Source organism: Streptomyces sp. NPDC051243 (genome assembly GCF_044455405.1).
Classification (GTDB): domain Bacteria; phylum Actinomycetota; class Actinomycetes; order Streptomycetales; family Streptomycetaceae; genus Streptomyces.
Genome location: NZ_JBITES010000003.1, coordinates 431,873 through 452,100 on the forward strand (window position 1 = coordinate 431,873; position 20,228 = coordinate 452,100).

Sequence of the window (20,228 nt, forward strand, 5' to 3'; positions counted from 1 at the left end):
AGCAGGCGCAACACCGCCCTCCGTTTGTCACTGTCTGCCCTTACTGTCGGTGCATGTACTACGACGAGTCGGCAGTCGAACGCTGGGCCCCCGAACCCGACAAACGCCCGGGCCGCACGGCCTTCCAACGCGACCGCGCCCGCGTACTGCACTCCGCCGCCCTGAGAAGGCTCGCCGGCAAGACCCAAGTAGTCACCCCGGGAACCCACAGCAACGCCTGGGACCCCAGCCCCCGCACCCGCCTCACCCACTCCCTGGAGTGCGCCCAGGTAGGCCGCGAGCTGGGCGCGGCCCTCGGCTGTGACCCCGACCTCGTGGAAGCCGCCTGCCTCTCCCACGACCTCGGCCACCCCCCGTTCGGCCACAACGGCGAAGTAGCCCTCAACGAGTTCGCCGAGGACTGCGGCGGCTTCGAGGGCAACGCCCAGTCCCTGAGACTCCTCACCCGCATCGAGCCCAAACGGTTCACTCCCGAGGGCTCCGTAGGCCTCAACCTCACCCGGGCCACCCTCGACGCCGCCACCAAGTACCCCTGGCCCCGCGGTGCCCACCCCACCGACCCGAAGTCCCCGAAGTTCGGCGTCTACGAGGACGACCGCCCCGTCTTCGACTGGGTCCGCAAGGACGCCCCCGGCGCCCGCACCACCTTCGAGGCCCAGGTCATGGACTGGTCCGACGACGTGGCGTACTCCGTGCACGACGTCGAGGACGGCCTGCACGCCGGCCACATCGACCCCAACTGCCTGCACGCCGAACCGGAACGCCGCGCGGTCTTCGCGGTGGCCGTCGGACGGTACGTCCCCGAGGACACCGACCCGGCCGAACTCGCCGCCGCCCTCGACCGGCTCCAGGACGAGGAGTGGTGGCCGCACGGCTACGACGGTTCCGCCGTCGCCCAGGCCCGCCTCAAGGACGCCACCAGCCAGCTCATCGGCCGCTTCTGCCTGGCCGCGGAGGGCGCCACGCGCGCGGCGTACGGCGACGGCCGGCTCACCCGCTACGGCGCCGAACTCGTCGTACCGCACGAGACCCGCCTGGAGTGCGCGGTCCTCAAGGCGGTCGCCGACCGGTACGTCATGCAGCGCGCCGAACAGGAGCGGCTGCGCGCCGACCAGCGGATCGTGGTCGCCGAACTGGCCGAGGCGCTCACCGCCCGCGCCCCCGACGGGCTCGACCCGCAGTTCCGGGCCCTGTTCGACGCGGCCGCCGACGACCGCGCCCGCAAGCGCGTCATCGTCGACCAGATCGCCTCCCTGACGGACGCCTCGGCGCGCTCGCTGCACGCGCGGCTCACACGCCGGGACTGAGCGCGCGAGCCGTCACCCGTGCGCGACGGGTGGGACACCGGAGGCGAACGGGCACTCGAAAGTGACCCTGCGTGGCCTGATCGGGTCACCCCCTCTTCCCGCATCACGCTGCGTGCGGGACGCTCGCATGTGGCGGCACCCTTACGAGGAGGCATCAAGTGGTCGACGCGGATCAGACATTCGTCATCGTCGGCGGAGGACTCGCCGGCGCCAAGGCGGCCGAGACGCTCCGCGCGGAGGGCTTCAGCGGGCGGGTGATACTGATCTGCGACGAGCGCGACCACCCGTACGAGCGGCCGCCCCTCTCCAAGGGATACCTCCTCGGCAAGGAGGAGCGCGACAGCGTCTTCGTGCACGAGCCTTCCTGGTACGCGCGCAACGACATCGAGCTGCACCTGGGCCAGACCGTCGACGCCATCGACCGCGAGGCGAAGTCGGTGCGGTTCGGCGAGGACGGCACGGTCGTCCACTACGACAAGCTCCTGCTGGCCACCGGCGCCGAGCCGCGCCGCCTGGACATCCCCGGCACGGACCTGGCCGGCGTCCACCATCTGCGCCGCCTCGCGCACACCGAGCGCCTCAAGGGCGTCCTGACCTCGCTCGGTCGTGACAACGGGCACATCGTGATCGCGGGGGCCGGCTGGATCGGCCTGGAGGTCGCGGCGGCGGCCCGCGAGTACGGCGCGGAGGTCACCGTCGTCGAGCACCACCCGACCCCGCTGTACGGCGCGCTGGGCCCAGAGCTGGGCGGGCTCTTCGCCGAGCTGCACCGCGACCACGGGGTGCGCTTCCACTTCGGCCGGCGGCTGACGGAGATCGTCGGCCAGGACGGCATGGTGCTGGCCGCGCGGACCGACGACGGCGAGGAGCACCCCGCGCACGACGTCCTCGCGGCGATCGGCGCGGCTCCCCGTACGGGGTTGGCGGAAGCGGCGGGACTCGAGATCGCCGACGGCGCCCACGGCCGCGGCGTCGTGGTCGACGAACGGCTGCGCACCTCCGACCCCGACATCTACGCGGCCGGCGACGTCGCCTCCTTCCCGCACGCCCTGTTCGACACCCGCGTCCGTGTGGAGCACTGGGCCAACGCGCTGAACGGGGGACCGGCGGCGGCGCGGGCGATGCTGGGGCAGGACGTCACGTACGACCGGGTGCCGTACTTCTTCTCCGACCAGTACGACCTGGGGATGGAGTACAGCGGGTGGGCGCCGCCGGGGACGTACGACGAAGTGGTGATCCGCGGGGACGCCGGGAAGCGGGAGTTCATCGCGTTCTGGGTGAAGGACGGCCGGGTGCTGGCCGGGATGAACGTGAACGTGTGGGACGTCACAGAGCCGATTCAGCAGCTGATCCGTTCGAAGGCGCAGGTGAACACGGAGGCGCTGGCAGACCCGCACGTGCCGCTGGACAGCCTGCGCAGCGAGGCTTCCTGACCGTCACTGCTGTCAGTCCACCACCGTAGAATCACCCCGTGGCAGGACGGATCAACGACGAGGACGTGAAGGCGGTCAGGGACGCGGTCCCGATCGACGCCGTCGTCTCCGAGTACCTCCAGCTGCGCAACGCGGGCGGGGGCAACCTCAAGGGGCTCTGCCCGTTCCACGACGAGAAGTCGCCGTCGTTCCAGGTCAGCCCGAGCAAGGGGCTCTTCCACTGCTTCGGCTGCCAGGAGGGCGGCGACACCATCACGTTCGTGATGAAGGTCGACCACCTCTCCTTCTCCGAGGCGGTCGAGCGGCTCGCCGCCCAGGCCGGCATCACCCTGCGCTACGAGGAGGGCGGCTACAACCCCTCCCACCAGCGCGGCGAACGCATCCGCCTGGTCGAGGCCCACAAGATCGCCGCCGAGTGGTACGCCGAGCAGCTCGCGACCAGCCCCGAGGCCGACACCGGCCGGATCTTCCTCGCCGAGCGCGGCTTCGACCAGGCCGCCGCCGTCCACTTCGGCGTCGGCTACAGCCCCCAGGGCTGGGACCACCTCACCCGCTTCCTGCGCGGCAAGGGCTTCACCGACAAGGAACTGCTCCTGTCCGGTCTGTCGCAGGAGGGCCGCCGCGGCCCCATCGACCGCTTCCGGGGCCGGCTGATGTGGCCGATCCGCGACATCGGCGGCGACGTCGTCGGATTCGGCGCCCGCAAGCTGTACGAGGCGGACAACGGCCCGAAGTACCTCAACACCCCCGAGACGGCGATCTACAAGAAGTCCCAGGTCCTGTACGGCATCGACCTCGCGAAGAAGGACATCGCCAAGGCGTCCCGCGCGGTCGTCGTCGAGGGCTACACGGACGTCATGGCCTGCCACCTCGCCGGGGTCACCACGGCCATCGCGACCTGCGGTACGGCCTTCGGAGGCGACCACATCAAGATCCTCCGCCGGCTGCTGATGGACAACGGCTCGGCCCGCGTGATCTTCACCTTCGACGGCGACGCGGCCGGTCAGAAGGCGGCCCTGCGCGCCTTCGAGGACGACCAGAAGTTCGCCGCCGAGACGTACATCGCGATCGCCCCGGACGGCATGGATCCCTGCGAACTGCGCCTGGCGAAGGGCGACGAGGCGGTCGCCGACCTGGTCGAACCGCGCACCCCGCTGTTCGAGTTCGCGCTGCGCCAGATCGTCGTCCGCTACGACCTCGACACCCCGGCGGGCCGCGCGGCGGCGCTGGACGAGGCGGCGCCCATCGTCGCCCGCATCAAGAACAGCGGCGCCCAGCACGAAGTGGCCGTCCAGCTCGCGGGCATGCTCGGCATCCTCGACACACAGTTCGTGGTCAAGCGGGTGGCGCAGCTGGCACGTTGGGCGCGGGACCGGGGCGGCAGGGGCGGGGCACCGACGTCCCGCGGCCCGCAGCAGCAGTACGACGCCGCCCCGGTGCCCCGGCCGTCGGGCCCGGCCCTGACCCTGCGCAACCCGGTCTACGCCACGGAACGCGAACTCCTCAAACTCGCCCTCCAGCGCCCCGAGTTGGTCTCCCCGACGTTCGACGCGTACGGCGTCGACGAGTTCACCGCCGCGCCCTACGCGGCGGTACGCCAGGCCATCCTGGACGCGGGCGGCGCCGAGTACGGCGTCCAGGACCCGCAGGAGTACGTGGTCCGCGTCCGTGAGGCGGCCCCCGACGACCAGGTGCGCGCGATGGTCACGGAACTGGCGGTCGAGGCGATCATGCGCAGGACCGTCGACGAGAACTACGCGGGCGACCAACTCGTCACCGTCCGCCGCCGCGCGGTGGAACGCCGTATCCGCGACATCCAGAGCCAGCTGACCCGCCTCGGCGCGGGCGGCGACCCGGCCCAACTCGCCGCCGTACAGAACGAGCTGTGGGTGTTGCAGCAGTACGACCAGGCATTGCGGGAGCGGGGCGCGGCGGCGCTCTGACGGATACGCGGCGATTTACGTACGCCTGGGTAACCGCGCGGTCACGGACCGGACGCAAAAAGTCACCGCACGCCCCTCGTGGCGGCGATGTGTCGTACTCCACACTGGGTTCCGGTGCCTGAGTCCTCGGAGCGCGGCCGATCCGTTCCCCACGGGTCCCACACCCCCGCGGTTCCGCTCATCGCGTACGGGACGGACAGCGGCGAGGCCGCCGACTCCGCCCTCGAAGCAGCGCTGCCGTATGCCTCGGCAGCGATCATCCTGGAGGTCGCCCCCGTGCAGACCCAGACCCTCGTACAGACCGACAGCAGTACGGACGGCACGGAGCCGGACGCCGACGTTCTCGTCGCGGTGCCGCCGCAGAGCCGTGTCGCGCACCACCCCGAGGCCGAGCCGGAGGCCCCGCCGGAGCCGGCGGAGCCGCCTGCCGAGGCGCTGGACGCCGACGCCGCCGACGCCGACACTGCCGAGCCGGTCGAAGCGCCGCTGCCGGCCCGCGCCCGCGCCGACACCAGCGGCCCCTCCTCCGACCTCTTCCGGCAGTACCTGCGGGAGATCGGCCGCATACCCCTCCTCACCGCGGCCGAGGAGGTCGAACTCGCCCGCCGTGTCGAGGCCGGCCTGTTCGCCGAGGAGAAGCTGGGCAGCACGCCCGACCTGGAGACCCGGCTCGCCCTCGACCTGGACCGCCTTGTCGTCATGGGCCGGGTGGCCAAGCGGCGCCTGATCGAGGCGAACCTGCGACTGGTGGTCTCCGTGGCGAAGAGGTACGTCGGCCGTGGGCTGACCATGCTCGACCTCGTCCAGGAGGGGAACCTCGGCCTGATCCGGGCGGTCGAGAAGTTCGACTACGCCCGCGGCTACAAGTTCTCGACGTATGCCACCTGGTGGATCCGCCAGGCCATGTCCCGCGCCCTCGCCGACCAGGCCCGCACCATCCGAGTGCCGGTCCATGTCGTCGAGTTGATCAACCGGGTCGTCCGCGTCCAGCGCCGCATGCTGCAGGAACGCGGCTACGAGCCGACGCCGGAAGAGGTCGCGGCCCACCTCGACCTGCCGCCCGAGCGGGTCAGCGAGGTGCTGCGCCTGGCCCAGGAACCGGTGTCGCTGCACGCGCCGGTGGGCGAGGAGGACGACGTGGCACTGGGCGACCTGATCGAGGACGGCGACGCGACGTCACCCGTGGAGTCGGCGGCGTTCCTGCTGCTGCGGGAACATCTGGAAGCGGTCCTGTCGACGCTGGGGGAGCGTGAGCGGAAGGTCGTGCAGCTGAGGTACGGCCTGGCGGACGGCCGTCCCCGCACGCTGGAGGAGATAGGCCGCATCTTCGGGGTGACGCGGGAACGCATCCGCCAGATCGAGTCGAAGACGCTGAACAAGCTGCGGGACCATGCATTTGCGGATCAGCTGAGGGGCTATCTGGACTGACGCCGTCCGCGGGCCGGTGGGGGCTGGTCGCGCCCACGCGGCGGAGCCGCAAATCGATACAGCCCCGCGCCCCTATAGGGCGTTGGCTGCACGTACCTAAGGGGCGCGGGGAACTGCGCGACCAACCACAACGGACCCGCAGCCGCCCCGCGACACCCCGTGGCACCCCCGAACGCGACTCAGTCCACCTCGGTCACCGCCTGAGCGAACTGCGCCTTGTACAACCGCGCATACGCCCCGTCGGCCGCCAACAGCTCACCGTGCGCGCCCTGTTCGACGATCGAGCCGTTCTCCATCACCAGGATCGTGTCCGCGTCCCGAATCGTCGACAACCGGTGCGCGATCACGAACGACGTACGCCCGTGCGCCAGCTTCGCCATCGCCTTCTGGATCAGTACTTCGGTACGGGTGTCCACCGAGGACGTCGCCTCGTCCAGCACCAGGATCACCGGATCCGACAGAAACGCCCGGGCGATCGTGATCAGCTGCTTCTCACCCGCACTGACCCCGCTGCCCTCGTCGTCGATCACGGTGTCGTACCCCTCGGGCAGCGTACGGATGAACCGGTCCGCGTGCGCCGCCCGCGCCGCCTCCTCGATCTCGCCCCGCGTGACCTCCCGGGACGCCCCGTACGCGATGTTCTCGGCGATGGTGCCCCCGAACAGCCACGTGTCCTGCAGCACCATCCCGATCCCGGCCCGCAGTTCGTCCCGGGACATACGGGCGATGTCGACGCCGTCGAGGGTGATCCGCCCGGACGACACGTCGTAGAACCGCATCAGCAGGTTCACCAGAGTCGTCTTGCCGGCGCCCGTCGGCCCGACGATCGCGACGGTGTGCCCGGGCTCCACCGTCAGCGACAGGTTCTCGATCAGCGGCTTCTCGGGGTCGTACCGGAAGGACACCTCCTCCAGCGCCACCCGGCCCCGCAACTCCTCCGGCCGCACACCCGGCACCGGATCCGCCTCCTGCTCCTCCGCGTCCAGCAGCTCGAAGATCCGCTCGGCCGAGGCGACACCCGACTGCACCAGGTTCGCCATCGACGCCACCTGCGTCAGCGGCATCGAGAACTGCCGCGAGTACTGGATGAAGGCCTGCACATCGCCGATGGACAAGGATCCAGACGCGACCCGCAGACCGCCGACCACCGCCACCAGGACGTAGTTGATGTTCGACACGAACAGCATCAGCGGCTGCATCACACCGCTGTTGAACTGCGCTTTGAAGCCCGCCTCGTACAGCGCCTCGTTCTGCTCGGCGAACTGCTTCGCCGACTCCTCCTGCCGCCCGAACACCTTCACCAGCGTGTGCCCGGTGTACATCTCCTCGACGTGCGCGTTGAGCTTGCCGGTCGAGCGCCACTGCTGCACGAAGTGCGGCTGCGACCGCTTGCCCACGCGCGTGGCGACGTAGAACGACAGCGGTACGGTCACCAACGCGACCAGCGCCAGCAGCCACGACACCCAGAACATCATCGCCAGCACACCGATGATGGTGAGCACCGAGTTGATGAGCTGGCCCATCGACTGCTGCAGGGTCTGCCCGATGTTGTCGATGTCGTTGGTCGCCCGGGACAGCACCTCACCGCGCCGGCTCTTGTCGAAGTACGACAGCGGCAGCCGCGACAGCTTCGTCTGGACGTCCTCGCGCATCCGGTACATGGTCCGGTTGACGGCCCGGTTCACCAGCCGCGTCGCCACCGCCATCAGCAGCCCGGCGACGACGAACACGACCAGCGCGAAGAGCAGTACGTTCCCGACGGCGCCGAAGTCGATGCCCTGCCCCGGCGTGAAGTCGGTACTGCGGAGCATGTCGGCGATCTCGCTGTCGCCGCGCTCCCGCATGGCCGCGAGGACCTGCTCCTTGGTCGTCCCGGCCTCGAACTGCCGCCCGACGATGCCCGAGAAGACCAGGTCGGTCGCCTCACCGAGGATCTTCGGCCCGGCGACCGACAGGCCCACGCTCACGACCACGCACAACAGCAGCGCGTAGATGGTCAGCCGCTCGGGCTTGAACTGCGCGACGAGCCGCCTGCCCGACACCTTGAAGTCCAGCGAGCGGTGATCCGGACCGGTCCCGGCCATCATCCGCCCCATCGGCCCGGCCATCAGGCAGCCTCCGCTTCCGTCAGCTGGGAGAGCACGATCTCCCGGTACGTCTCGTTGTCCGCCATCAGCTCGTGGTGCCGGCCCGTGCCGACGACCCGTCCCTCGTCGAGCACGACGATCCGGTCGGCGTCCCGGATGGTCGCCACCCGCTGGGCGACGATGACGACGGTCGCCTCGGCGGTCTCGCGGGCCAGCGCCGCACGCAGCGCCGCGTCCGTCGCGTAGTCGAGGGCGGAGAAGGAGTCGTCGAAGAGATAGATCTCCGGGCGCTGGACGAGCGTCCGCGCGATGGCGAGGCGCTGCCGCTGACCGCCCGACACATTCGTGCCGCCCTGCGCGACGGGGGCGTCGATCCCGCCCTCCAGCCGCTCCACGAACTCCTTGGCCTGCGCCACCTCCAGCGCGTGCCACAGCTCCTCGTCCGTCGCGTCCGGGTTGCCGTAGCGCAGGTTCGTCGCCACCGTCCCGGCGAACAGGTACGGCTTCTGCGGCACGAGGCCGACCGTCCTGGCCAGCAGCTGCGGGTCGATGGCCGCCACGTCCTCGCCGTCCACCAGCACCTGGCCGTCGGTCGCGTCGAAGAGGCGGGGGACGAGTCCCAGCAGCGTCGACTTGCCGCTGCCCGTCGACCCGATCACGGCGGTCACCTCACCCGGCCGGGCCACCAGGTCGATCGCCTTCAGCACCGGCTCCTCGGCACCCGGGTAGCGGAATCCGGCGCCCCGGATCTCCAGATGACCGTGCCGGCGCAGCTCACGCACGGGTGCCACCGGCGGCACGACACTCGACTCCGTGTCCAGGACCTCCTGGATGCGCTCGGCGCACACCTCCGCGCGCGGCACCATCATGAACATGAAGGTGGCCATCATCACGGACATCACGATCTGCATCAGATAGGCGAGGAACGCGGTCAGGTCACCGATCTGCATCCCGCCGCTGTCGATGCGATGGGCCCCGAACCAGACCACCGCGATCGACGACAGGTTCACCACCGTCATGACGATCGGGAACATCAGCGCGAGCAGATTGCCGGTGCCCATCGCCATGTCGGTGAGCTCGACGTTGGCCTTCCTGAACCGGTGCTGCTCGTACTCGTCGCGCACGAAGGCGCGGATCACCCGGTTGCCGGTGATCTGCTCGCGCAGCACCCGGTTCACCGTGTCGAGACGCTCCTGCATGGTCCGGAACAGCGGCCGCAGCCGCCGTACGATCAAGGTCACGCTGATGCCCAGCACGGGCACCACCGCGACCAGCACCGCCGACAGGGGCACGTCCAGACCGAGCGCGAGTACGATCCCGCCCACGCACATGATGGGCGCCGAGACCATCAGCGTGAACGTCATCAGCGCCAGCATCTGCACCTGCTGGACGTCATTGGTCGTACGGGTGATCAGCGAGGGCGCGCCGAAGTGCCCGACCTCACGCGCCGAGAACGACTGCACCCGGTCGAAGACGGCCGCCCGTACGTCCCGCCCGAGCGCCGCCGCGGTCCGGGCGCCGTAGTACACGGCACCGATGTTGCACACGACCTGCACCAGCGAGATGCCGATCATCAGGGCGCCGTAGGTGAGGATGTAGCCGGTGTCGCCGTTGACGACGCCCGTGTCGATGATGTCCGCGTTCAGCGTGGGCAGGTAGAGGGTGGCGCAGGTCTGCAGGAACTGCAGCAGCACCAGCCAGCCGATGGGTTTTCGGTAGGGCCTGAGATAGGTCCGCAGAAGTCGTATGAGCACGCTGGTTCTCTCGGAGTCGACGACGGGGCGATTGGTTGCCCTTGGCCCCTATCGTCGGACACTCCACCCGCGTTACCTCAACTGATTAAGCCGTCAGCGGTGCTCCGTACGGCCTTCCGGGTCCGGTTCCTACCGGACCCTTACGTTCCGCGGCGGCCGTGCTCTCCGACCGCTACGGCCGGAACGCCCCGGGATGCGTCTGCTCCCGCACCGACACGAACTGCTGCCGCACCGCCTGACCCACCGCCAGCTCCTCGCCGGGCTCCAGGACCTGCGCGGCCGCGCCCTGCCAGACGGGCGGGGTGCGCGCGTCGAGGGCGCCCTGCGACACACCGAGCGCCCAGGCGGCCTGCCGGGCGGCGCCGATCGCCGCGTAGTCCGCGGGCTGCGGTACGACGACCTGCGCCCCGAACAGCGAGGGCGCCGCAGCCTGCACGGCCGGCAGCTCGGCGACCGCCCCGAGCAGGAAGACCCGCCGCACCTCGACACCCCGGCCGCGCAACACGTCGAGCGCGTCGGCGAGCCCGCACAGCATGCCCTCGAACGCCGCCCGCGCCAGGTGCTCCGGCTTCATCGACTCCCGCCGGAGCCCCGCGAGGGTGCCCGCGGTGTGCGGCAGGTTCGGCGTCCGCTCACCCTCCAGATAGGGCAGCAGGACGAGGCCGTGAGCCCCCGGCGTCGACTTCATCGCCAGGTCGGACAGGCTCTCCAGGTCGGGCATGCCGAGGAGTTCGGCGGTGCCGCGCAGGGTGCGTACGGCGTTGAGGGTGGTGACGACCGGGAGGTGCATGCCGGTCGCGTCGGCCAGGGAGGTGATCATCCCGGAGCTGTCGACGAGCGCCTCGGGATGGACGGCCATCACCGACCCGGACGCGCCGAGCGACACCACGGCGTCGCCGAGCCCGATGCCGAGCCCGAAGGCGGCCGACATCGTCTCGCCGGTCCCCGCGGAGATCAGCAGCCCCTCCGGCGTCGTACCGGCCGCATCCGCCGGCCCGATCACCTCGGGCAGCATCGCCTGGTGGCCGAGCGCCAGCTCGACGAGATCACCGCGGTAGGCGCCGGTGGCGGCCGACCAGTAACCGGTCCCCGATGCCCCGCCCCGGTCCGTGGTCCTTCTCACAGGCCGGCCGAGCAGCTGCCACACCAGCCAGTCGTGCGCCTGCATGAGGACGGCGGCGCGTACGGCGTTCTCCGGCTCGGTCTTGGCGAGCCAGCGCAGCTTGGTCACCGGCTGCGCGGCCTGCGGCACACACCCCACGGCCTGCGCCCACGCCTCGCGTCCGCCCAGCGCGTCGATCAGGTCCGCCGCCGCGACCTGCGCACGCTTGTCGCCCCCGACCATCGCCGGGCGCACGGTGTTGCCCTGTGCGTCGAGCGGGACCACCGCGTTCTGCTGGGCCGACACCCCGATGGCCTGCACGCCCTCGAGCAGCCCGCCGCCGGCCGCCTCCCCGAGGGACAGCAGCCAGGCCTGCGGATCGACGTCGGAGGGGCGGGCGCCGTCCGGCGATTCCACCGGGTGCGGGGCGTACCCCTGCCTGAGCACGGCGCCTGTGTCCGTGTCGCAGACGACGATGCGAGTGAAATCGGGCGAACTGTCCAGCCCGGCGACTATCCCCATGCCTCAAATTCTGCCGTAGCGCTGCGCTTGCTTGGGCCGTGGGCGCCTTCTCGCCGTGGGGTGCCTGGTTGGCCGGCGGTGCGGATTGTGTGTGGCTGGTCGCGCCCACGCGGCGGAGCCGCACATGGTACAGCCCCGCGCCCCTTGCGGCACTGCAGTCCCCGCGCCAAGAAGTACCGCTACGTGTTGCTTGTGCCCCAGTCGTCTTCCGCGCCTCCGTTGTGGGCGCTTCGTTCTCGGAGGGAGCGGACTCGGGCGGCCACCGTCTCCGGGATTCGGTCGCCGACCTTCTCGCTGACCGTGTGGTACGCCTTGCCGGCGATCTCGCGGCTCTGCTGGGCGGCTGACTCGGCGGTGTTGCGGACCGCGGGGTTCTGGGCGAAGTCGCGGGCGGTCTTCTTCAGCTGTTCGTAGCGCTCGCGTCCGGCGCGTGTGCCGAGGACGTAACCGACGGCGAGTCCGATCACAAACGTGAGCCGGTAGCGCATGGCGGCCACCCTTCCCTGTCGTAGGTCCCTGGTGCGGCGTCGGCGCCGGGGGGAACCGATTGGCGGAGCACCCCCCTGCTTGCGCTAATGTATGTGTCGCAGCGAGCGCACGCCCCCTGGCGAATACCCAGGTAGGTACGTTCGATGCAACGAGGCATTCCTCCGTAGCTCAATTGGCAGAGCAGCCGGCTGTTAACCGGCAGGTTACTGGTTCGAGTCCAGTCGGGGGAGCTCGGTCCTCCGTAGCTCAATTGGCAGAGCAGCCGGCTGTTAACCGGCAGGTTACTGGTTCGAGTCCAGTCGGGGGAGCATGCTGAACGAGGACCCCACGCAGGGGTCCTTTTTCATGTTCGTGTCCCTGTCGTGGGAACCGCGCAGGTCACGGCGGAGTCCTTCAGGGCATGCGAAGTCGACCATACGAAGCAGGAGATCGTATGAGCGGCTATGCTGCGGCAGACGGCGCGCACACTTGTACGCGACACGCCGCTATGGGGCGGTAGCTCAGCCGGTTAGAGCAGCGGACTCATAATCCGTCGGCCGTGGGTTCGAGTCCCACCCGCCCCACCACTCACTACGCGGGAAGAACCGTTTCTACCTGCGTAAACGTAGGAACGGGGGGCACCACTCCAAGGTGGTGCCCCCCGTTCATCCGTTCAGACCAAGATCCAGTGGACACACAGTGGACGCAGGGCCGATTCAGTGGACAGAAGCGCCCTCACGCCGCCTTCCGGCGCCCCTTCGGAGCCCGGCGACCATGGCGGGACGCCGCCGGAGGCAGGCCGGTCGGTAGGGCCCATGCCTCGACGGTCGGGGACTCGGAGCGGGCGACCGTGAAACGCGTGAGCGAGAAGTCGGCTCGCTGCTCCTCGGGGTAGCGGTCGTTGAAGTTCTCGACGCGCACCAGCTCCAGGTCGCTCGCGGTGCAGTGATCACGTACCCACTTCACCGCTGCATTTGCGGCGTCGTCCTGGCCCCGGCCGGTCAGGGTGATCATCCCGAGGAGGTCGGAGTCCGGTTGGGCTTGCGCTCCGACGACCCAGGTGTCACCTGACTGCCTGGCGCCGTGCGCGAAGAAGACGGCGATGTCGTTCTGCCAGGCTGCCTCGGGAATCAGCGGGGTGCGCACCTGGAAGGGGACGTCGCGGGGGACCACGGCCATGACCGACTCTGCCTCGGCCCGCAGCATCTCGGGCAGCACGCTGGTGTACGTGTCGGAGGTGATCTGGCGCGAGGAGTGCCCCAGCTTCTCCTGGACGACCTTGATGTCGTGCCCGGCGAGCAGGGACAGGGTGGCGGCAAGGTGGCGCAGGTCGTGGAGGCGGACCGGCGGCAGGCCAGACAGCTCGACCAGGCGGGCGAAGCGTCGGGATATCCAGTCGGGGTGCAGCGCCTCGCCGTTCTCGTGCGTCCATACCCGACCGCTCTCGACGTAGGCCTCTCCCCACTCCTGGCGCTGCTTCTCCTGCTTCGCGCGAAAGGCGGCGAGGTTGTCTCCGGACTCCAGGCTCAGGGACAGGGTGCGAACGCTGTCGGCCTTTGGCGCTTCTCCGTAGAGCTCGTACGCCACCTCGACGATCTGCTGGGAGATCCGTAGCCACAGGGCATCGAGGCTGACCTCCGTCCAGGGCAGGGCGGCCATCTCGCCGCGGCGGGGGCCGAGGAAGATGAAGCTGTGCCACAGCTCGTAGAGCCAATCGTCCTTGACGAAGTCGAGGAATTGGCCGGTCAGCTCCGGTGTCCAGACCATGACGGGGCCGGGCTTCTCGCCGGTGCGCTTCCAGTGCTCGATGCGCTCGGGAGTCCAGACGAGCGGCCTGGGCCGAGTGACTGGGGGCAGCTCCACGAGCTGGGCCCAGTTCCTCTGGAAGAGCTGTTCGCGCTTGATGCCCCAGGACAGTGCCGAGCTGAGGGTGTCATTGATGCGGTGCATGGTGGCTGCGGAGGTGACCTTCCGCAGCCCCTTCTTTCCCTCGCGCAGCTCTGCGTTGGCGTCGAGAAAGGCCCGGCGCGCGGCGCGGCGCTCCTCCTTCTTGGCGTAGCCCGCCGTCTTCACCCAGGCCCGGTGCGCGGCGTCGCGCTTCTTCTGGAGCTCGTCGACATGCAGCCGGTGGAGGATCCTCTGGGCGTTCTCTTTCTCGATCGCGTCGTACATCTTGTCGAGGTGCCGAACCTTGAGGTCACGGCACTTGATGTGCCCGAGGTGGGGGAGGAGGTAGTTGTTGATGTGCTCCTCGTAGCCGTGGCGGGTCGTACGGGCCAGGGACTTCTTCGCCTTGATCCACCGGAGAAAGAAGTCGCCGCACTTCTCATCGGACAGCACGTCGCCGCCGGCCATGGCGGCGTCGTAGATCTCCCTGGCCTTCTTCTTGGCGTCTTCCAACTTGGCGAAGCCGCCGCGGCGTACCCGCTGGCGGGTGCCGCCCTCGGCTGGTTCGAGCTCGAAGTAGAAGTTCCAGGTGCCGTGCCCCTTGCCTAGCTTGGGGCACGTCGTGCCGATGGAGCCGATCTTGGGGTTGCCGTCGGTGTCGAGGACGGGGTTGCCCTTCTTGTCCTTGAGTGGTCCCTTGCACTGGCACCGCCTGTAGTAGCTCGGCTCGAACATCCGACACTGCTCCCTGTTGACTGTCGCTTGGATCACGGCCAGCCGTTGGTGTGCGTACGTGTCCGTACGTGTCTGGCGTGATCTCTCTCGATCTTGCTGGGGGTGTCGGACAGCGTTGTAAAGTTGCTGACAAGTTGGCGCGGGGGAGATTGCGACCAACGAGATGACTGCTCAGGAAGCGGGCGGACAGGCTTCGGCCGGAGCGATGGGTCTGGAGGAGCTGCTGGCTCTTCCGGCCACGGTCAACGTGACAACTGCCGGGCGTGCTCTGGGAATCGGCCGAGACAAGGCGTACGAGCTGATCCGCAATGGGAAGTTCCCTGTTCGGACGCTCCCGCTAGGAGGCACAGTCCGGGTACCAACGGTGGAGCTGTGGAAGGTCCTCGGCATCGAGCAGCGCCGGGACGCGGGGGTGAGTACGTGATCGACGGAGGCGGCGCGTGATCTTGGGGTGTTTGTTGGGTTTCCAACAATGTGACCTATCTTCGGTAAACTAGTTCACTAAAGGGGGTCGGTAGGAGGGGCGAGGAGATGCCGAGGCTGTACGGCTTTGAGGACATGGCGTACCGGCGGGTGCGCGAGAGCGAGGCGGAGGGCATTCGTGCTGCCGCCTCGCGGCGGTTGCTCAAGCAGCCCTATCCCGCCATCACGGAGTGGATGAACGCCGAGGGGTACCGCACGACGCGCGGTGGCCTGTGGAAGCCAGACGTCCTGGCAAACGTGCTCGATCACCCGGCCATTGCCGGCCTGGAGGAAGACGAGAACCGCAACCTCGTCGAAACGGGCGGCCCCGCGATCATCCCTCGGGAGGACTTCGAGGCCATCCGCGCCATGCGCCCCGTCCATGACCCCGACAAGCAGCGGGCGCCACAGCGCGAGTACCTGATTCCGGGTCTGATGGGTACCTGCGGGCTGTGCACGACCTCGCTGGGCTCCTCTCCCTCGAACCGCGGCAGCCGCGGCTACCGGTGTGCGCCCAGCACAGCTCAGCATCCGGGCGGGTGCGGCAAGGTCCGCATTAATGCTGACCTGCTGGAGACGTACGTTGCTGAGCACGTGCTGGCAGAGTTGGCCAAGCCGGAGGTCAGCGCGCTGATTGGTCAGGCGCGAGATGAACTGCTGGCCCAGTCCGCCCTCCTGCGTAAGGAGGCGGCAGCCGCGCGCAGTCGGCAGAAGAAGCTGGGCGTGGACTACGCGCGCTCGCCGGACATGTCGCTCAAGGCGTTCAGGACGGCCGACAAGGAACTCACGCAGCTGATCCGGGACAGTGAGACAAAGGCTCGCCTCCTGGAGCAGGTCAAGCACGTGCCGGTCGGCGACATCCCGGACCTCGTGCGTTGGTGGAAGCACGCGCCGATGAGGGCGAAGAAGGGTGTCCTGGTTCTCATGCTGGAGAAGGTGGCCGTGTACCCGGCCGCGTCCAGGGGTTCTCGCACGGTGGACGCGGACCGGGTGGCACTGCATTGGCGTCAGTGGGGCGCGGAGGCTGAGGAGAAGTCCGCCTAAACTGCGCTGCCAGCGCCTTTGGGGCTGATGTGGTAGCCGATGGTGGCCAGCGCGAGACCGGTGGCCACACAGATGATGGAGAGCCCCGCCAACGCGGGGCTCACGGCGTTTTCGACGGACAGCGGCCAGGCGTGTCCGGTCCGGTCGGCGATGATGTACGCGCTCCGGCTGAGTGCATGGGCGACGCCGAAGATGCCCCCGGCGGCAGCGATGGACAGTCCGGTTGCGGCCGCGCGTCGTTGCTGCCAGGCCGCAATGGCCAGCCCGGTAGAGAAAGCGCCGATTTCCAGCCCGGCAACGGCTGTGAAGCCGAGGTAGGTGAGCAGGTACAGCCGGACGTCGGCTCTACGCGCGTAGGCCGTGGACAGCTCCGTGTGTGCGGTGTCGGCCATATGGAACTCCCAGATCATCGCTGCGACAACACAGCACACGGCGAAGAGGCGCACTGCGACTCCCGCCTGTACGTGGCTTCTTGAGTGCGTCCAGTCCACGATCAGGACTTGGAGGCTTGCCCAGAAGATCACCGCGGCGAGGTCCGAGGCGAGGGATGAGACCTCGTTGAAGTTCATGAGCCGGTCAACGGCTTCGGCGACTGTGGGGATCGCCAGGAGGGAGCCGAAAAAGCAGGCTGCGAACGCCGATACCCGGGCCCTGTGGGCGATTTGATAGGCCGCTTGATTGCGACGCTTACGGGTGTAGTGCAGGCGTATCGCCGCGCTGATGGCTGTGGCAAGGGCACAGACGCCGTAGATGAGGCCGTCCAAGAGGTTCAACGTCCTTCCAGATCATCCGCTGCCCTCTCAGCGGCTTCGTGCAGGCTCAGCAGGCGGCGCGGCCGGCCCTCACGGGGCTGGTCGACGCCGGGGGGAGGTGGGGGGATCGCGGGGACCTCTTCGGACAGTCCCCTGCGAACACGGATCTCCCGGAGCTTCGAACGGATTTCAAGAATGTCCTGCACTTCAAGACCCTGCATTAAACGCAGGACTTCGCGGGCTTCAGGGTGCACCCGGTACACGGACAGGGCTGCGAGGTCGTCCCACTCCCGTCCTGAGAGCAGGAACGCGGCCGGGGCGTCGAGTGCCTGAGCGAGCGCGGTGATGGTAGACGACCTGGGATTGCTACTGGTGCCGTTCATCAGGCTGTTGACAGTGCCGTGCGACAGCAGGGGCTTGCGCTGGCCCACCGGGGTCGTCGCATCGGAGACGTCCCGGGCGCTGGGAGTGAACCCGTCCGGATCGCGGCGCAGGCGCAGCAGGACGAGCAACTTCGAGGCCAGACTCATGTGTTGACGCCGGTCGGTGGTGTCTGTCATGTCCGCCTTCTCTGGCCGTGTCGTATGCTGCCGCAGGTGACTGGCCGGTAACAATCGTCCCTGCCTCTACGATACCTCGCAGCTCGGAGGGGTTATAGGGTTTGTTGGACAGTTTCCTCGGGGGAGCCGGCGGGTGAACTGCGGGCGTCACGCGCTCCGTTACCTGCCTCTTGGTGGGCTATCGAGGAAGTCGCATCTGGGCGGGCGAAGGCGGCGCGCTTGCCGTTCACGGGAGGAATCGCATGTCCGAAATCGACGAGCGGCGGATCGCTGAACTGGCCAAGCAGCCCCCGTGTTTGCTTCGAGGCGGGGCGGGCGTCTCGGCCCGCCAGGAGGCCCGAAAGCTGCTGGAGTGGCAGGCTGGTATGCGCGGCCGGGAGCCAGACGGCGGCCTGCAAGAGGATGGGTGCTGTTGAGTCACAGGGTGACCAGCACCCAGACAGGGGCCAGATAGGTGACATTTTTGAGATGCTGCTGTACGTTCTGACGTGCTGGGCGGGTACAGCAGCCGCAGGAGCCCCGCACGGCAGCGTCGCGTGAGCGGCGTCCTTCCCTACTCCTCGCCGGGTGGCCGACCCCCCCGCGCCCCACCCGGCGAGGAGTCGGCCGTCCGGTGCGGCCGTCGGGGTGCGTGACGGGAGTCAGCCCGCCGTGACCGCTTGGTCGTGGCGGGCTCTCTCATGTCCGCAGCCAGAAAGGGGAATTCGGAAATGCAGCGAATTCCCTTTTCTGAATTCCTTTGAATTAAAAGAGTTCTGGACTTGCTTTGGCGGTATTCGCCATTAAGATATAAGTGTAAGAACAAAGGGGAACACCCTTAACGGAATTCACGAAAGGCACGGGGAAATGGCTGACAACAAGGTCGAGTTCATCAACATCAAGGTCAGCGAGATCGCTCCCAACCCGGAGCAGCCGAGGAAGTTCTTCTCGGAGGAGGCGCAGGATGAGCTGACCAACAGCATCAAGGAGAACGGCCTCCTCCAGCCGGTCGTCGTCCGGCCGGTCGAGGGCGCCAAGGTCCCTTACATGCTGATCGCGGGCGAGCGGCGCTGGCGGTCCTGCCAGGCGGCCGGCCTGGAGGTCATCCCGGCGAAGGTCGTCGAGGGTGCCACCGAGGAGGAGGCGTACGTCCTCAGCATCGCTGAGAACGTCAACCGGGCGGACATGACCATCATGGAGGAGGCCGGTGCGTACGCCGACCTCAAGGCCGCCGGATGGACCCCGGCGAAGATCGCCAAGCAGTTCGGCAAGACGGAGACGCACATCACCTGGCGGCTGGGCCTGCTCACCCTGCGCCCCGAGGTGGCCGAGATGGTCGACCAGGGACAGATCAAGAACAACCTCGCCTGGCACATCGCCCAGCTCAACCCGGCGAACCAGATGGTGGCCGCCATGCGGTACGTGCGCGGCGACTTCGACAGCGAGGCCGAGGCGCAGCACTTCGCCAACGGCCTCAAGATGATGGAGCAGCAGACCTCCCTCACCAACGAGAAGGCGCCGACGGCCGAGGAGCAGGAGAAGCAGAAGAAGGCCAAGGCCAAGGCGAAGGACGAGCTCGGCAAGGCGGAGGAGGTCCTGATCCCGCTGCTGGAGGAGCTGGCGGAGAAGAAGCCGGAGGACCTGGCTGTCATCCTCGGTGACGACCTCGCCCGTCACCTGCGGGTCGTCGGCCGCCTGTACGCCAAGGTGCAGATGGTACGGAACCTGCTGAGCAAGGCGCAGGGTATCCAGCGGGCCATGGCCGAGGAGTTCAACAAGGCGGCCGTGGAGGTCCAGCAGGAGGCGGCGGCTGCGAAGAAGACCGAGGCGGCGGCCAAGCCCGAGGCGAAGGCCGAGAAGCCGGAGGCGAAGGCGGCGGACGAGTCGCAGTCCACGGGGAAGAAGGCGACCTCCAAGCCCGGCCCGAAGCCCGCGGCGCGCACGGCCGCGGGCACGAAGGCCCCGGCGCGCCGGACGCCCGCCAAGAAGACTGAAGCGGCAGCGAAGTAGAACGGAGGGGGCGGCAGCGGTCGCGCCCCTCCTCTCCTACGGGTTTGGGTGAGTGGGCGCGGCCGGAATTCCGGCCGCGCCTCTTTCCGCTTGAATTCCTCTCTGAATTCCAACGCGTTTCGTCCCGGGCCGGGCGTGCAGGGGGACTCTCCCTACGCGCCCGGTGCCGCTCAGGCCCCCGAAGGTCCGAGCGGGCGGCTTCATCGGTCACCGGGGCCGCCGGCGGCGACGTCGACGCACCCCGGCATCTGAGCACCATGAAAGGAATGGCCACGTGCTCACCCTGTTCACCAATCGGTTCCAGGCGTTCCAGCCCCCGCAAGGGGTGCCGGTACGCATCACCCTGGGCGCTCCCCGCTTCAAACTCCCGTACTCCCTCACCCACTCGGTGCGGGAGCTCGCGCCGCGTCGGGACTATCTCTCCCAGCCCGAGCCCGAGTTCACGACGGCCTACCGTGCTGACCTCGACCGGCTCGGGCCCGAGCGGATCGCCGCCCGGCTGCGGCAGATCACGCAGGCCGAGGGTGATCACCGCCTGGTGCTGCTCTGCTTCGAGGACCTGGCCAAGCCGGGCCTGTGGTGCCACCGCCGAGTGTTCGCCGCCTGGTGGAAGGAGGCCACCGGAGATGACGTGCGGGAGCTGTCCCCGATGGATCAGCAGGGCACCTTGATATGAGCGTCGGAACCGCGCCGCAAAGATAGGTGACATGATTCCAAAGGGCTGCCTGCTCCTTGTGTAAGGTTCCAGCGCAGCG

Annotated in this window: 15 protein-coding genes and 3 tRNA genes; 11 read left to right on the forward strand and 7 right to left on the reverse strand. The window is 68.7% G+C overall.

Annotated features, from left to right (window positions below; all coding sequences use genetic code 11):
* Nucleotides 1-53 precede the first annotated feature (53 nt).
* The 4 genes from ACIBAG_RS09225 to ACIBAG_RS09240 all read left to right on the forward strand — a co-directional run bounded on the left by ACIBAG_RS09225 (nt 54) and on the right by ACIBAG_RS09240 (nt 6,111).
* Nucleotides 54-1,307 carry a deoxyguanosinetriphosphate triphosphohydrolase gene (locus ACIBAG_RS09225; RefSeq protein WP_399102717.1) on the forward strand — a complete coding sequence of 418 codons (1,254 nt, stop codon included), beginning with the start codon at nt 54-56 and terminating at the stop codon, nt 1,305-1,307.
* A 158-nt stretch (nt 1,308-1,465) separates the two neighbouring features.
* A complete protein-coding gene (locus ACIBAG_RS09230; RefSeq protein ID WP_399102719.1) occupies nt 1,466-2,740 on the forward strand; it encodes an NAD(P)/FAD-dependent oxidoreductase in 1,275 nt (424 codons plus the stop codon).
* A 38-nt stretch (nt 2,741-2,778) separates the two neighbouring features.
* Nucleotides 2,779-4,683: a DNA primase gene (gene dnaG / locus ACIBAG_RS09235; protein WP_399102721.1), complete on the forward strand. Its 1,905-nt coding sequence runs from the start codon at nt 2,779-2,781 to the stop codon at nt 4,681-4,683.
* Nucleotides 4,684-4,797: 114 nt separating this feature from the next.
* Nucleotides 4,798-6,111: an RNA polymerase sigma factor gene (locus ACIBAG_RS09240; RefSeq protein ID WP_399102723.1), complete on the forward strand. Its 1,314-nt coding sequence runs from the start codon at nt 4,798-4,800 to the stop codon at nt 6,109-6,111.
* A 179-nt stretch (nt 6,112-6,290) separates the two neighbouring features.
* Here ACIBAG_RS09240 and ACIBAG_RS09245 read toward each other — a convergent pair whose 3' ends face one another.
* The 4 genes from ACIBAG_RS09245 to ACIBAG_RS09260 all read right to left on the reverse strand — a co-directional run bounded on the left by ACIBAG_RS09245 (nt 6,291) and on the right by ACIBAG_RS09260 (nt 12,064).
* The gene (locus ACIBAG_RS09245; protein WP_399102725.1) at nt 6,291-8,219 is read right to left on the reverse strand and encodes an ABC transporter ATP-binding protein; all 1,929 of its coding nucleotides are present in this window, start codon (nt 8,217-8,219) and stop codon (nt 6,291-6,293) included.
* Nucleotides 8,219-9,952, reverse strand: coding sequence for an ABC transporter ATP-binding protein (locus tag ACIBAG_RS09250; protein WP_399102727.1), 1,734 nt, complete (start codon nt 9,950-9,952; stop codon nt 8,219-8,221). The genes ACIBAG_RS09245 and ACIBAG_RS09250 overlap by 1 nt, the downstream gene beginning before the upstream one ends.
* Before the next feature lie 172 nt (nt 9,953-10,124).
* On the reverse strand, nt 10,125-11,576 hold the full coding sequence (locus ACIBAG_RS09255; protein ID WP_399102729.1) for an FGGY family carbohydrate kinase: 1,452 nt from the start codon (nt 11,574-11,576) through the stop codon (nt 10,125-10,127).
* A gap of 179 nt (nt 11,577-11,755) precedes the next feature.
* Nucleotides 11,756-12,064: a YtxH domain-containing protein gene (locus ACIBAG_RS09260; RefSeq protein WP_399102732.1), complete on the reverse strand. Its 309-nt coding sequence runs from the start codon at nt 12,062-12,064 to the stop codon at nt 11,756-11,758.
* A gap of 158 nt (nt 12,065-12,222) precedes the next feature.
* On the opposite strand from ACIBAG_RS09260, the gene ACIBAG_RS09265 reads away from it, so the two are divergent.
* The 3 genes from ACIBAG_RS09265 (at nt 12,223) to ACIBAG_RS09275 (ending at nt 12,631) form a co-directional block, all read left to right on the forward strand.
* Nucleotides 12,223-12,295, forward strand: a tRNA-Asn gene (locus ACIBAG_RS09265).
* 5 nt (nt 12,296-12,300) lie between these two features.
* Nucleotides 12,301-12,373: transfer RNA gene (locus ACIBAG_RS09270), tRNA-Asn, on the forward strand.
* Nucleotides 12,374-12,554: 181 nt separating this feature from the next.
* A tRNA-Ile gene (locus ACIBAG_RS09275) sits at nt 12,555-12,631 on the forward strand.
* Nucleotides 12,632-12,779: 148 nt separating this feature from the next.
* Here the strand turns inward: ACIBAG_RS09275 and ACIBAG_RS09280 are convergent.
* A complete protein-coding gene (locus tag ACIBAG_RS09280) occupies nt 12,780-14,666 on the reverse strand; it encodes a tyrosine-type recombinase/integrase (protein WP_399102734.1) in 1,887 nt (628 codons plus the stop codon).
* 163 nt (nt 14,667-14,829) lie between these two features.
* Here ACIBAG_RS09280 and ACIBAG_RS09285 point away from each other — a divergent pair, with 163 nt between their 5' ends.
* Both ACIBAG_RS09285 and ACIBAG_RS09290 read left to right on the forward strand, forming a co-directional pair.
* On the forward strand, nt 14,830-15,090 hold the full coding sequence (locus ACIBAG_RS09285; RefSeq protein ID WP_234334774.1) for a DNA-binding protein: 261 nt from the start codon (nt 14,830-14,832) through the stop codon (nt 15,088-15,090).
* Between the two features lie 107 nt (nt 15,091-15,197).
* Complete coding sequence (locus tag ACIBAG_RS09290) at nt 15,198-16,172, forward strand: recombinase family protein (protein WP_399102737.1); 975 nt, start codon at nt 15,198-15,200, stop codon at nt 16,170-16,172.
* On the opposite strand, the gene ACIBAG_RS09295 is transcribed toward ACIBAG_RS09290, so the two are convergent.
* Nucleotides 16,169-16,936 carry a hypothetical protein gene (locus tag ACIBAG_RS09295; protein ID WP_399102739.1) on the reverse strand — a complete coding sequence of 256 codons (768 nt, stop codon included), beginning with the start codon at nt 16,934-16,936 and terminating at the stop codon, nt 16,169-16,171. The genes ACIBAG_RS09290 and ACIBAG_RS09295 overlap by 4 nt on opposite strands.
* A gap of 5 nt (nt 16,937-16,941) precedes the next feature.
* Nucleotides 16,942-17,484: a hypothetical protein gene (locus tag ACIBAG_RS09300; protein ID WP_383369579.1), complete on the reverse strand. Its 543-nt coding sequence runs from the start codon at nt 17,482-17,484 to the stop codon at nt 16,942-16,944.
* Nucleotides 17,485-18,330: 846 nt separating this feature from the next.
* Here ACIBAG_RS09300 and ACIBAG_RS09305 point away from each other — a divergent pair.
* Nucleotides 18,331-19,473, forward strand: a complete 1,143-nt coding sequence (locus ACIBAG_RS09305) for a ParB/RepB/Spo0J family partition protein (RefSeq protein WP_399102741.1) — start codon at nt 18,331-18,333, stop codon at nt 19,471-19,473.
* A gap of 274 nt (nt 19,474-19,747) precedes the next feature.
* Nucleotides 19,748-20,149 (forward strand): hypothetical protein, encoded by a 402-nt coding sequence (locus ACIBAG_RS09310; RefSeq protein ID WP_330283556.1) that lies wholly within the window; start codon nt 19,748-19,750, stop codon nt 20,147-20,149.
* The last annotated feature ends 79 nt before the right edge of the window (nt 20,150-20,228 follow it).

Coding starts and splice junctions, on each gene's coding strand:
- ACIBAG_RS09225 (WP_399102717.1), top strand. CDS start 54: ATGTACTACGACGAGTCGGCAGTCGAACGCTGGGCCCCCGAACCCGAC.
- ACIBAG_RS09245 (WP_399102725.1), bottom strand. CDS start 8,219: ATGGCCGGGCCGATGGGGCGGATGATGGCCGGGACCGGTCCGGATCAC.
- ACIBAG_RS09255 (WP_399102729.1), bottom strand. CDS start 11,576: ATGGGGATAGTCGCCGGGCTGGACAGTTCGCCCGATTTCACTCGCATC.
- ACIBAG_RS09260 (WP_399102732.1), bottom strand. CDS start 12,064: ATGCGCTACCGGCTCACGTTTGTGATCGGACTCGCCGTCGGTTACGTC.
- ACIBAG_RS09280 (WP_399102734.1), bottom strand. CDS start 14,666: ATGTTCGAGCCGAGCTACTACAGGCGGTGCCAGTGCAAGGGACCACTC.
- ACIBAG_RS09285 (WP_234334774.1), top strand. CDS start 14,830: ATGACTGCTCAGGAAGCGGGCGGACAGGCTTCGGCCGGAGCGATGGGT.
- ACIBAG_RS09290 (WP_399102737.1), top strand. CDS start 15,198: ATGCCGAGGCTGTACGGCTTTGAGGACATGGCGTACCGGCGGGTGCGC.
- ACIBAG_RS09300 (WP_383369579.1), bottom strand. CDS start 17,484: ATGACAGACACCACCGACCGGCGTCAACACATGAGTCTGGCCTCGAAG.
- ACIBAG_RS09305 (WP_399102741.1), top strand. CDS start 18,331: ATGGCTGACAACAAGGTCGAGTTCATCAACATCAAGGTCAGCGAGATC.